Raw genomic sequence first — 10367 nt, 5'->3', positions numbered from 1 at the left:
AGAAGTAATTCCATCATAGAACAAACCCTCATCTTTTCATAGGTGGGGGTTATTTTGCGCTTACTACGCCATATTTCTTTAAAGTATCAAATTGCATATGTGAATTTTGATTTTTTGTGCTGACTCGGGCTTACCCAAATAACATATTTTGTAATTCCTTTTGAGATTTGTTACTTATATGTTATCAAAAAGGTTAATAAGTGTACTTATTAATACTTTGTTTCTGATATGACTTTTGAAACTATAATACCAAGGATTGAGGAATGAAACCTCTCCTTTGGTGGTTGTTATCAAAAACGAACGTTATTGATAAGGATATGTGGATTATTGATACTCTTGTGGAATCTGGGGTGAAGCCTAAAATACACATAATCATATGTGGGTAATATTTTTGTGGTGAACTTAATTCTTAAACTCTAGAGACTTAGTAAATATCTTTCTTAAGCTGTTGACAAACTACCCACAGGGGTATATTGTAGGTTTTGACAGGTTAGCAAGTTAGTTGATTTGCAGAACCTGATTTATTTTTGATAATTTATATACCCGTAGGGGTAATGGTATTTAAAACAACAACAGGGGGATTAACATGACAGACAAGAAAAAAACAACCATTGTGCTATTTAGTGGTGATTATGATAAAGCAATGGCAGCATATATTATCGCTAACGGTGCAGCTGCTTACGATCATGAGGTTACCATCTTTCATACATTTTGGGGGCTAAATGCTCTAAGAAAAGATGAAAATATTGAAGTGAAAAAAGGCTTCATGGAAAAGATGTTTGGGAAGATGATGCCAAGAGGTGCAGACAAAATGGGATTATCCAAAATGCATTTTGCTGGTTTCGGTCCAAAGATGATAAAGAATGTAATGAAAAAGCATAATGCGATGAGTTTACCAAACTTAGTCGAGATGGCTCAAGAACAAGACGTTAAGCTAGTTGCATGTACGATGACAATGGAGTTATTAGGACTTCAAAAAGAGGAATTGTTAGATGGTCTCGATTATGCAGGGGTTGCAGCATATCTTGGTGACGCTGAAGACGGAAATGTTAACTTGTTTATATAATAGGTCTCTTTCCTTATTAGTTCATTGGAGGACGTTAAAATGGAATATTTAAATTATGTTATTTATGCGTTAGTTTTATTCTTTATTGCTAAACGGTTTCTCCCTGCAAAAGGGATTAAAAATATCTCAACGACAAACCTCAAAACAGAATTGAAAGATAAGAGTAAGCAATTTGTTGATGTTCGAACACCAGCTGAATTTAAAGGGAGTAATATTAGAGGCTTTAAAAATATTCCCCTTCATACACTGGGTCAAAAGGCAACAAAAGAACTTTCGATGGATAAAGAGGTAATTGTGATTTGTCAAAGTGGGATGAGAAGTCAAAAGGCATCAAAAACTTTGAAAAAATTAGGGTTTACAAATGTAACCAATGTTAAAGGTGGCATGAATGCCTGGAGGTAGTATGGATGAATAGTTTTCAGTATGAAGATAGATCACACAGGCTGAAAACTATTCATCATCAAAAGGATCTGTAGACTATGTTTAAAGGTGAAAGGAGCTTGCTGCTATGGAAGGAATTTCTACAAAAGATCTGCAAAATTCATTACAAGAAAATAAAACCCTGAATATTATTGATGTTCGTGAAGTTGATGAAGTGGCAGAAGGGAAAATCCCAGGCGCTGTGAACATTCCCTTAGGATTACTTGAATTCCGAATGAATGAATTAGATAAATCAAAGGAATATATTATGGTTTGTCGTTCTGGCGGTAGAAGCGGCCGTGCCTCACAATTTCTTGAAAGCCGAGGCTTCAAAGTTATTAACATGACTGGTGGAATGCTGGCATGGGAAGGTGTAATGGAATAATTTCTTTAGGTTAATTTATACCTGTGCAGGTACATGGAGGTTGTATATATGGAATCTTTAAAGGCAAATGTTGTATTGGATGCTAAAGGTCTGGCATGTCCAATGCCGATTGTTAAAACTAAAAAAGCAATGAAAGACTTAGAGGCAGGGTAAGTCATCGAAGTACAGGCAACAGATAAAGGGTCAAAAGCTGATATTGAGGCATGGGCAGGAAGTACCGGACATCAATATATAGGAACAATAGAAGAAGACGAAGTTCTTAGACATTATTTAAGAAAATCATCTGGTGAGGACTTCATAGAGAAAAAGCACCCGAACACAACTACTAACGAAGAGCTTAAAAGAAAGTTAGCAGAGAATGAAAGTCTAATTGTCTTAGATGTAAGAGAAACGGCTGAATATGCATTTAATCATATACCGAATGCGATCTCTATTCCAATGGAGGAACTGGGTGAGCGTATCAATGAGTTAAATAAAGAAGATAAAGTGTATGTAGTTTGTCGTACAGGTAGTCGCAGCGACCTTGCAGCTCAGAAGTTAGCAGACAAAGGTTTTGCAAATGTAGTTAATGTATTGCCAGGCATGAATGAATGGACTGGTGCAATAGAAAAAATGTAAAGCCAAGGTGTTTAATCTTGATGGGGGTTGGTCTTAATCCTCATAGTGGTGTATCAGCCTTAAACAACAAATGGTTTGGAAGGCTGGTTAACCCAATATATTTTTTTATAAAAAATAATACGGCAGGGGGTAATTTGAAGATGACTGTAAACATGGTGACAGCACACGAAGTGGCGCAAAAGGTTTTTAACAAAGAAGAACTATTTATTTTAGATGTCCGTAATGAAAGTGATTTTGTTGATTGGAAGGTTGAAGGAGACAACTTCGAATATTTGAATGTTCCTTATTTTGAACTATTAGATGGTGTAGAAGAAATTCTGGGGAAGATCCCTTCAAATAAAGAAATCTTAGTTGTTTGTGCAAAAGAAGGATCCTCTGTAATGGTAGCAGAAATGCTATCAGAATCAGGGTTGACCGTATCTTTTCTGCAAGGTGGTATGAAATCTTGGAGTGAGCATTTGGAACCCGTTAAAGTTGGGGATTTAAAAGATGGTGGCGAAATTTATCAATTCGTACGTATCGGTAAAGGCTGCCTTTCCTATATGGTTATTTCAGATGGCGAAGCTGCCGTTATTGATGCAACACGTATGGCGAACATTTTTGTGGATTTTGCTGCAAGTAAAGAAGCAACGATTACGAACGTGTTTGATACACACCTGCATGCGGATCACATCTCTGGAGGAAGAAAGATTGCTGAGCAAAGAGGTGCAACATACTGGTTACCACCTAAAGATGCAAAGGAAGTAACATTTGATTATTCAGCGTTAGAAGGCGGGAACGTAGTAACCATAGGGAATACTGCAATAGATATTCACGCCCTATATTCACCAGGACACACCATTGGCTCAACATCTTTTGTTGTAGATGAGAAATTCCTATTATCCGGTGACATTTTATTCATTGATTCAATTGGAAGACCAGACTTAGCTGGGAAGGCTGAAGATTGGGTTGGTGATTTGAGGGAAAGCTTATATTCTCGTTACAGAGACTTATCAGAGGAACTTATCGTTTTACCGGCACACTTTATGATCATTGATGAACTAAACGATGATGGTAGTGTTGCTGAAAAATTAGGCACTTTATTTACAAAGAACCACGGCTTAAACATTGAAGATGAAACAGAATTTAGGAAGTTAGTTACGGAGAATCTACCTCCACAACCGAACGCATATCAAGAAATTCGTGAAACAAACATGGGCAAGATTACACCGGAAGAAGAAAGACAAAGAGAGATGGAAATAGGACCAAACCGCTGTGCGGTCCGTTAACGGTAATCTTTAATGAATAGCTATGAATCAATTTTCAAAGCAATAAATCAGTAGGAGGAATAGAAAATGGATGTAACAAAAGTACTGGATGCAAAAGGGTTAGCATGCCCAATGCCAATTGTTAGAACAAAAAAGGCAATCAATGAAATTGAAGTAGGTCAAATTTTGGAGGTTCATGCAACAGATAAAGGTGCGAAAAGCGACCTGGCTGCATGGACGAAATCTGGAGGACACGAATTACTAAAAGATACAGAAGAAGATGGGGTATTGAAGTTCTGGATTAAGAAAGCCTAAACATTATCAGGGGCCATGTACATGGTTCCCTTTCCTAAGGAGGGAGTAGAATGGATTTAACCTTTATAATCACCATATTTTTAATCGGGTTTGCAGGATCTTATATCTCGGGGATGCTCGGTATTGGTGGTTCCATTATTAAATATCCCATGCTTTTATACATTCCACAATTATTCGGCGTGGCGGCATTTACAGCGCATGAGGTATCAGGAATTAGTGCTGTCCAAGTACTGTTTGCAACTATTGGCGGCGTATGGGCATACCGAAAAGGTGGCTATTTAAATAAAACGCTTATTGCTTATATGGGTATTACTATTCTTATAGGTAGTTTTATTGGTGGATATGGTTCTAAATTATTGTCTGAAGGTGGAATAAATCTAACTTATGGGATCTTAGCATTAATTGCTGCTGTTATGATGTTTATTCCTAAAAAAGGAATTGATGATATACCGTTAGATCAAGTGGAATTCAACAAGTGGTTAGCAGCCTTTCTTTCTTTAATTGTTGGTATCGGAGCAGGAATTGTTGGAGCAGCTGGTGCCTTCTTATTGGTTCCAATCATGCTTGTAGTTCTTAAGATACCTACACGTATGACGATTGCTTCATCATTAGCTATTACATTTATCTCATCCATTGGTGCCACTGTAGGAAAAGTTACAACAGGGCAAGTTGATTATTATCCAGCAGCCATTATGATTATTGCCAGTTTAATTGCTTCACCATTGGGCGCACATGCAGGCAAAAAGGTAAATACGAAGGCGTTGCAAGTTATTTTAGCCGTATTGATAGCGGGTACTGCGATTAAGATATGGATGGATATTTTTTAAAAAAACAGGGATTACTAACATTGACAATAGTAAGAGGTTGATCGTTGAAAAGCTGAGTTGGAGAAGCTGACTTGTTGTTCTTCTGTCGGTGGACACTACTATGTTAATGAACAGTCAAACAGGTTTATCGTAAACCGACAAAAGATTCAACATATATGCAACAACATATGGCCGATGAACGAACATTCTTAGCATGGATTAGAACAGCAATCGCCATTATGGGTGTAGGGTTTCTTGTTACTAATTTGCATTTCACGGTGAATACGGGGCTAACTGGATTAGGTGATTTTTTGGCTAATATTATCGGGATAGCTTCCGTAGTATTAGGAGTAACCACTATAATTATGGTCATGTTTGCTTATCTGAAAAAAACTGAGGCTATAAATAATCAATCTTTTCGTACACCCAAATATACTACTATATTTTTAGGGATATTTGTCATTATTATTGCTGTAGTATTTGGTGTTTATTTCTCTATTCTTTAATCCGTGAACAATTAATCATGGAGATCGGCTGACCTAGGATTAGAATTTGACAATATACCCTTACGGGTATATAATATTGATAACAACAGCGAGATAAGAGAGAATCATGAGTATCTTAACGACTATTATTATTTTTTTAACTCTCATGATTCTTTATCAGAGAACTATATCCGCCTGAGAATTAATATATGAAGAGAAATAAATGATGCCTTATATACTAACTTCTCCGGACCGACAATAATGGATCTGTCAGCAAACAAAAGTATTATTGTAAGTACTTTGGATCATATTGAGAGCAACTTAAGGAAGGAGGTTTACAACTATGAAATACAATGCTCAAATGAAAAATAGGATTAAAAGAATTGAAGGCCAAATTAGAGGCTTGCAGAGAATGATGGAAGAGCAAAAAGATTGCCGTGATCTTGTGACACAGATGTCAGCTGTAAGAAGTGCTCTTGACCGTACAGCAGCTTTAGTTGTTAGTACCAATCTTGAACAGTGTATTCGCAATGAAGAACAAGCAGAGGGAAGCTCCGAGGATTTAATCAAAGAAGCGGTCAATTTACTTGTAAAAAGTAGATAAGTTGGTACGAGAAGTTATTTTTTGCTTTCCAAAAGGTTAAAATAAATCTCTGACTAGTCTGTCTTTTTATTAATTAAATATTCTATCCCATATAATATATTTTTTTGGTTTAATTTATACCCATACGGGTAAATGTATAAAAGAGGTTATAATCCCAAGATAATAGGGGAAAATATCACAGAAAGTTAGGAGGGAAAGCTTTGAAAGAAATCACAGCCCAAGAACTAACTGAGAAAGTAAAAGCAGGAGAAAAGTTAAGTATTATTGATGTTCGAGAAGATGAAGAGGTTGCGCAAGGAAAAATTCCAGGTGCTAAACATATTCCGTTGGGGCAAATCCCTGAACGTTTTAAAGAAATTGATAAAGGTCAGGACCATTATATGGTCTGCCGATCAGGAGGAAGAAGTGGTAAAGCTAGCAGCTTCTTAATTGAGCAAGGGTACGATGTAACGAATGTGAAAGGCGGCATGCTGGATTGGGAAGACGATGTTGAGAAGTGAGGAGGATGAACAATGAGTATTACAGCAAATGAAGTGTTAGATGCAAAAGGCTTAGCTTGCCCTATGCCAATAGTAAAAACAAAGAAAGCAATAGCTAATTTAGAAGCTGGGCAAGTAATGGAAGTGCAAGCAACAGATAAAGGCTCCACGGCTGATATTAAAGCATGGGCTGAAAGTACAGGGCACCAATATCTTGGAACAGTAGAAGATGGCGATGTCTTGAAACACTATTTACGAAAAGCAAGTGAAGAGGAAACTAAAGGTGAGACGAAACATGAGAATGTACTCGATTTAGGGGAGCTTCACAACAAAGTAGAAGGGGAAGAAGCTATTTCTGTTCTTGATGTTCGTGAGCCTGCTGAATATGCCTTTGGTCATATCCCTGGTGCTGTGAATATACCTCTAGGTGAATTAGAAGAACGTTTTGAAGAGATTAACAAAGAACAAGATATACATGTTATTTGCCGAACAGGTAGTAGAAGTGACTTAGCTGCACAAAAGCTTTCAGAAAAAGGTTTTAAGAGTGTGAAAAATGTTGTTCCGGGCATGTCAAATTGGGAAGGCCCAACAGAGGGCAATCAATAATAGTAGGAGGAATTTTGAAATGGCAAACACAAAAGTAGCAATTATCGCATCAAATGGATCACTTTTTGATGCATACAAAGTTTTTAACGTAGCAAGTGCAGCAGCAGCATCTGATGCAGAAGTAGGTATTTTCTTTACTTTTGAAGGTTTAAATCTCATTCATAAGGAAGGACATAAAAATCTCCCTATCCCAGAAGGAAAAGAACACTTTCAAGAAGGATTTGAAAAAACAAATGTTCCTTCTATTGAAGAATTATTAAGTATGGCGCAAGAAATGGATGTTAAGTTGATCGCATGTCAAATGACGATGGATGTTATGAACTTGGAGAAAGACGCGTTTGTTGAAGGAATTGAAGTGGGTGGTGCAGCTTCCTTCGTTGAATATGCGAAAGATGCAAACATGTCATTAACATTTTAAATAAAGGAGGTAATATAATTGCCAACTCCAATAACAACGAGTGAAGTAGCAAAAAGAGTTGTTAATCATGAAGAAACATTAATTTTGGATGTTCGAAATACGGATGAATTTGATGATTGGAAAATTGAAGGCGGAAAAGTTGAAGTTATAAATGAACCTTACTTTAACTTACTGGAGGGGATTGATCCAGTTGCTGACAAATTAGATAAAAATCAGGAAGTGATTGTGGTATGTGCCAAGGGTGGTTCATCGCAGATGGTTGCCGAACTACTAGAAGAGGAAGGTGGATTTACCAAGGTCTTTAATTTAGAAGGTGGCATGAAAGCGTGGAGTGAACATTTGGAACCTGTCAAAATTGGTGACCTTAGTGATGGCGGCAGTATTCACCAATTTGTTCGTCTAGGTAAAGGGTGTCTATCTTATTTGATTGAATCAAATGGGGAGGTAGCAATAGTTGACACAAACCGCATGATTGATATCTATGAAGACTTTGCTAAGGATAAAGATGTACAAATCAAATACTTGATTGATACCCACTTACACGCAGACCACATTTCCGGAGGCCGTGAATTAGCAGAAAAAGTCGGTGGAACTTATTATCTGCCACCAAAAGATGCAACAGAGGTAACTTTTGACTATGAAGCATTAGAAGAGGGTAATGATATTGTTGTGGGTAACACAACTGTGAGAGCACAACCAATTTATTCTCCAGGTCATACGCTGGGAAGTACTTCTTTAATCATTGATGATCAGTATTTATTAACAGGAGATATTTTGTTTGTTAAATCCATTGGTCGTCCAGACTTAGCTGGAAAAGCGGAAGATTGGGTTGGAGACCTTCGGGAAACACTTTATAGTCGCTACAAAGAACTTTCAGATGATCTAGTTGTTCTTCCTGCACACTACTCATTTGCTGAAGAACTAGGTAATGAGGGCAGTGTCTCTGCTCGTTTAGGAGATCTATATCAACGTAATAAAGGATTGCAAATAGAAGACGAAGGTGTATTTCGAAAAATGGTAACGGAAAACCTTCCTCCACAACCAAATGCATATCAAGAAATACGTGAAACAAATATGGGTAAAATTAACCCTGAAAATGAAAAACAAAGGGAAATGGAAATAGGACCGAACCGTTGTGCGGTTCACGGTTAAAGGAGGCAATTATAATGGAAGCAGCAAAAGTATTAGATGCAACAGGATTAGCGTGTCCGATGCCGATCGTTAAAACCAAAAAAGTAATGAATGAACTGGAAGTTGGGGATATTTTAGAAGTGCATGCAACAGATAAAGGAGCTAAAAGTGATTTAGCTGCGTGGACCAAATCTGGTGGGCATGAACTGATGGAAGATACAGAAGAAGGAGACGTATTAAAGTTCTGGATTAAAAAAGGTTAGAAAGTGCCCCTAAGAGGGGCGCTTTTAATACATAATTGATAGAAAAAGGAGTACGAATAATGGCTGGTGAGAAGTTTAATCCTGGTAAAGCCCATATCTTAATAAGTGAAGAGAGAAAAGAATTATTACCACCTGATAAAACTATTGAATACTTGGACCTTGACTCTAATGATGTTGTTGCTGATCTTGGTGCAGGCAATGGGTATTTTACTATTCCAATTGCCCAAAATATCAACAGTACTGTGTATGCTGTTGATATTGAGCCCAAGATGCTAGATATGTTAAAAGAGAATGCAACAAAAGAAGGTATCAAGAACATTAACTTTGTCGAAAGTGATTTAGCGAAAATTAAATTGGATGATAAATCAGTAAATAAAGCTTTGATTTCCATAGTTATTCATGAAGTGTCTAGTATTGATTATACACTTAATGAAATTAAACGGATTTTAAAACCAGGTGGGCAAATGCTTCTTATTGAGTGGAAAGCTGTTGAGACAGAATCAGGGCCACCTTTGCACGAAAGGATCCCAGCTACAGATATGCTCGAGATTCTTAAAAATGCGAACTTAGAGGTTGAGCTAATTGATTTAAATCAGCAACATTATGCTATCAAAGCGAGGCTAAAGTAATTTAGAAAAGGATTACGGTAGGAGGTGATGTAGACAGATGGGGAGAATATGGAAGGCGCTGTGACCCTCTCAAAAAGTAATGTTCCTGGTAGGAACAGGATTCGTCATCTACTCTATCATAACTAATGTCTTTTAATATAAGAGGTTTATAAGGAGGAAGAAAATGTTTCATTATACAGTCGAAACGAATAAAACAATGGACAAAGCTCTACAATCTCTAGAAGAAAGCTTAAAGAAAGAGCAATTTGGGATTCTGTGGCAATTTGACATCAAGGACAAGTTACAGGAAAAAGGATTAGATTTTAATCAACCTTATCTTGTACTGGAAGTTTGTAACCCGAGAGAAGCACAACGTGTGCTAACCCAAAACCAAATGGTAGGATATTTTTTGCCATGTAAAATAGTCATTTATGAAGATGCAGGACAAGTGAAAATTGGATTACCAAAGCCTACGGCCTTAATTGAAATGGTAAATGATACATCTATTAAAGAATTTGCAGAGGACATTGAAAATCGACTAATTATTTGTATTGATGAAAGTGTATAGAGGGGTTAGATTAGCATGATTAGAACGGTAGAGGTAGGTTAAATACCTTTATCGTTCTTTTTCTTTATATTCATTAAAAACACCTCCTAAATTATTTTATTTTAATTGTTGAAATTGCCTTGAAGGATTTTGGCTAGTCGAACGCTTGTATCAATAGAGTGCACCCTGAATGAACATTAAAATTACTGAAAAAGATGATTATCCGATAATCTTTTAAAACCATACGAAGAATTCGTATGGTTTTTATATAGCAATCAAATTCGTCTAGGATCAGTTTCTTAAGAAAAGTAACCCTAAAATTAATGCGTCATTTACCACTGAAATTCACATCAGTCTCCTAAATGTGTC

The 10367-nt window shown here is 36.8% G+C and carries 15 protein-coding genes and 1 pseudogene; all 16 read left to right on the top strand.

Features of this window, described 5'->3' with window-relative positions; translation table 11 throughout:
* Positions 1 to 586 precede the first annotated feature (586 nt).
* Positions 587 to 1066 (top strand): DsrE/DsrF/DrsH-like family protein, encoded by a 480-nt coding sequence (locus ACFQIC_RS00180; RefSeq protein WP_204712020.1) that lies wholly within the window; start codon positions 587 to 589, stop codon positions 1064 to 1066.
* Positions 1067 to 1105: 39 nt separating this feature from the next.
* Entirely contained in the window at positions 1106 to 1468 is a 363-nt protein-coding gene (locus tag ACFQIC_RS00175) for a rhodanese-like domain-containing protein (RefSeq protein WP_204712018.1), read from the top strand.
* A 106-nt stretch (positions 1469 to 1574) separates the two neighbouring features.
* On the top strand, positions 1575 to 1871 hold the full coding sequence (locus ACFQIC_RS00170; protein ID WP_204712016.1) for a rhodanese-like domain-containing protein: 297 nt from the start codon (positions 1575 to 1577) through the stop codon (positions 1869 to 1871).
* Positions 1872 to 1919: 48 nt separating this feature from the next.
* A pseudogene (locus ACFQIC_RS00165) lies at positions 1920 to 2489 on the top strand (sulfurtransferase TusA family protein).
* 140 nt (positions 2490 to 2629) lie between these two features.
* Complete coding sequence (locus ACFQIC_RS00160) at positions 2630 to 3757, top strand: MBL fold metallo-hydrolase (RefSeq protein ID WP_204712014.1); 1128 nt, start codon at positions 2630 to 2632, stop codon at positions 3755 to 3757.
* 66 nt (positions 3758 to 3823) lie between these two features.
* On the top strand, positions 3824 to 4051 hold the full coding sequence (locus tag ACFQIC_RS00155; RefSeq protein ID WP_204712013.1) for a sulfurtransferase TusA family protein: 228 nt from the start codon (positions 3824 to 3826) through the stop codon (positions 4049 to 4051).
* Between the two features lie 50 nt (positions 4052 to 4101).
* Positions 4102 to 4878, top strand: a complete 777-nt coding sequence (locus ACFQIC_RS00150; RefSeq protein ID WP_204712011.1) for a sulfite exporter TauE/SafE family protein — start codon at positions 4102 to 4104, stop codon at positions 4876 to 4878.
* A 155-nt stretch (positions 4879 to 5033) separates the two neighbouring features.
* A complete protein-coding gene (locus ACFQIC_RS00145) occupies positions 5034 to 5363 on the top strand; it encodes a YidH family protein (RefSeq protein WP_204712009.1) in 330 nt (109 codons plus the stop codon).
* Positions 5364 to 5685: 322 nt separating this feature from the next.
* The gene (locus tag ACFQIC_RS00140) at positions 5686 to 5946 is read left to right on the top strand and encodes a metal-sensitive transcriptional regulator (protein WP_204712007.1); all 261 of its coding nucleotides are present in this window, start codon (positions 5686 to 5688) and stop codon (positions 5944 to 5946) included.
* 200 nt (positions 5947 to 6146) lie between these two features.
* Positions 6147 to 6446 (top strand): rhodanese-like domain-containing protein, encoded by a 300-nt coding sequence (locus tag ACFQIC_RS00135; RefSeq protein ID WP_204712005.1) that lies wholly within the window; start codon positions 6147 to 6149, stop codon positions 6444 to 6446.
* A gap of 12 nt (positions 6447 to 6458) precedes the next feature.
* Positions 6459 to 7031, top strand: a complete 573-nt coding sequence (locus ACFQIC_RS00130; RefSeq protein WP_204712003.1) for a sulfurtransferase TusA family protein — start codon at positions 6459 to 6461, stop codon at positions 7029 to 7031.
* 19 nt (positions 7032 to 7050) lie between these two features.
* Entirely contained in the window at positions 7051 to 7449 is a 399-nt protein-coding gene (locus ACFQIC_RS00125; RefSeq protein ID WP_204712001.1) for a DsrE/DsrF/DrsH-like family protein, read from the top strand.
* A gap of 18 nt (positions 7450 to 7467) precedes the next feature.
* The gene (locus tag ACFQIC_RS00120; protein ID WP_204711999.1) at positions 7468 to 8601 is read left to right on the top strand and encodes an MBL fold metallo-hydrolase; all 1134 of its coding nucleotides are present in this window, start codon (positions 7468 to 7470) and stop codon (positions 8599 to 8601) included.
* 14 nt (positions 8602 to 8615) lie between these two features.
* Positions 8616 to 8843, top strand: a complete 228-nt coding sequence (locus tag ACFQIC_RS00115) for a sulfurtransferase TusA family protein (protein WP_204711997.1) — start codon at positions 8616 to 8618, stop codon at positions 8841 to 8843.
* 59 nt (positions 8844 to 8902) lie between these two features.
* The gene (locus ACFQIC_RS00110) at positions 8903 to 9472 is read left to right on the top strand and encodes a class I SAM-dependent methyltransferase (RefSeq protein WP_204711995.1); all 570 of its coding nucleotides are present in this window, start codon (positions 8903 to 8905) and stop codon (positions 9470 to 9472) included.
* Between the two features lie 163 nt (positions 9473 to 9635).
* Positions 9636 to 10019 (top strand): DUF302 domain-containing protein, encoded by a 384-nt coding sequence (locus ACFQIC_RS00105; RefSeq protein ID WP_204711993.1) that lies wholly within the window; start codon positions 9636 to 9638, stop codon positions 10017 to 10019.
* The last annotated feature ends 348 nt before the right edge of the window (positions 10020 to 10367 follow it).

Source organism: Halobacillus seohaensis (genome assembly GCF_042663045.1).
GTDB lineage: Bacteria > Bacillota > Bacilli > Bacillales > Halobacillaceae > Halobacillus_A > Halobacillus_A seohaensis.
The sequence above is the reverse complement of the archived record's forward strand: the minus strand, read 5'-3'. Positions and strand labels throughout refer to the sequence as shown.

Excerpts from the sequence above, each read along its gene's own strand:
- ACFQIC_RS00125 (WP_204712001.1), top strand. The coding sequence starts at position 7,051 with ATGGCAAACACAAAAGTAGCAATTATCGCATCAAATGGATCACTTTTT.
- ACFQIC_RS00140 (WP_204712007.1), top strand. The coding sequence starts at position 5,686 with ATGAAATACAATGCTCAAATGAAAAATAGGATTAAAAGAATTGAAGGC.
- ACFQIC_RS00145 (WP_204712009.1), top strand. The coding sequence starts at position 5,034 with ATGCAACAACATATGGCCGATGAACGAACATTCTTAGCATGGATTAGA.
- ACFQIC_RS00110 (WP_204711995.1), top strand. The coding sequence starts at position 8,903 with ATGGCTGGTGAGAAGTTTAATCCTGGTAAAGCCCATATCTTAATAAGT.
- ACFQIC_RS00105 (WP_204711993.1), top strand. The coding sequence starts at position 9,636 with ATGTTTCATTATACAGTCGAAACGAATAAAACAATGGACAAAGCTCTA.
- ACFQIC_RS00115 (WP_204711997.1), top strand. The coding sequence starts at position 8,616 with ATGGAAGCAGCAAAAGTATTAGATGCAACAGGATTAGCGTGTCCGATG.
- ACFQIC_RS00170 (WP_204712016.1), top strand. The coding sequence starts at position 1,575 with ATGGAAGGAATTTCTACAAAAGATCTGCAAAATTCATTACAAGAAAAT.
- ACFQIC_RS00175 (WP_204712018.1), top strand. The coding sequence starts at position 1,106 with ATGGAATATTTAAATTATGTTATTTATGCGTTAGTTTTATTCTTTATT.
- ACFQIC_RS00160 (WP_204712014.1), top strand. The coding sequence starts at position 2,630 with ATGACTGTAAACATGGTGACAGCACACGAAGTGGCGCAAAAGGTTTTT.
- ACFQIC_RS00150 (WP_204712011.1), top strand. The coding sequence starts at position 4,102 with ATGGATTTAACCTTTATAATCACCATATTTTTAATCGGGTTTGCAGGA.
- ACFQIC_RS00155 (WP_204712013.1), top strand. The coding sequence starts at position 3,824 with ATGGATGTAACAAAAGTACTGGATGCAAAAGGGTTAGCATGCCCAATG.
- ACFQIC_RS00130 (WP_204712003.1), top strand. The coding sequence starts at position 6,459 with ATGAGTATTACAGCAAATGAAGTGTTAGATGCAAAAGGCTTAGCTTGC.
- ACFQIC_RS00180 (WP_204712020.1), top strand. The coding sequence starts at position 587 with ATGACAGACAAGAAAAAAACAACCATTGTGCTATTTAGTGGTGATTAT.